Here is an 896-nt window from a genome sequence, read left to right on the forward strand (position 1 = left end):
TTTTACAGAAAATATGAGTATTATGACAAGAGAGCTTCGTATGCGAAAGGAGTATATCGAAGCAATGTGTTTATAGTGTTTACCTCCGATTTAGAAAAAGATTACATTCCTTGCTATGAAGTGGATGTTTTAATAAGTACAATTGAAGAATATTGTGATTAAAATGAAACTAATTCTAACACTAATTTTATGTGCTTGTGTAAATTTTGCACAAGCACAGTTAAATCCTAATAATTTATTTTTGGTATTTGATAACAAAGATGGAATTATAAAAACCGAAAGAGAAGACATTAAAAATGAACGAAGTGATTTTCAAAGAACCACTCATCATTACAAATATCATCAGGAAATAAAAGAGTTTGATAGAAAAACTAAACGAAAAAGTACGTCTTTCTCATATCAATATCGAAATAAAGAAATTTGGGGAGTAACACTTTCTCATTTGAATGCAGAAGAAAGTAAACATAATAATTACATACTTCTTTTGCCTAAACAAATGTTTGATTTATACAAAGAAACGGATAGGGTAAAAAATATCTCAGAAATGGAAACAATATGGGAAACGCTTACCCAAAATTCATTTTCGATGTTTTTTAGGAACTATCAGTACTTTTTTCAGATGCCTGTTTTTGATGGAAGAAGTTTTAGAAGTAATGTTTTTATGGTTTTTTCTTCTGACTTAAACAAAGACTATATCCCTTGTTATGAATTGAATGTCTATACTATGGATATTGAAGCACATAATGATGTTGTTGAGGACAATGGTAATTTTTAGAATAGAAGGTAATGAGGTATTTAATCCTACAATCCATTTTCTGTGCTTGTACAAAACTTGCACGAGCACAGAAAAACTAAAACTACAAATAATGAGAAACAAGTTAATTATAGCACTATTT

Annotated in this window: 1 protein-coding gene; it reads left to right on the plus strand. The window is 28.8% G+C overall.

Translation table 11 applies throughout. From position 1 onward, the window contains the following. Nucleotides 1-163: 163 nt before the first annotated feature. On the plus strand, nt 164-775 hold the full coding sequence (locus CCAND38_RS02315) for a hypothetical protein (protein WP_042343540.1): 612 nt from the start codon (nt 164-166) through the stop codon (nt 773-775). Nucleotides 776-896: the final 121 nt, after the last annotated feature.

Source organism: Capnocytophaga canis (assembly GCF_000827555.1).
In the GTDB taxonomy this organism is placed as follows: Bacteria; Bacteroidota; Bacteroidia; order Flavobacteriales; family Flavobacteriaceae; genus Capnocytophaga; species Capnocytophaga canis.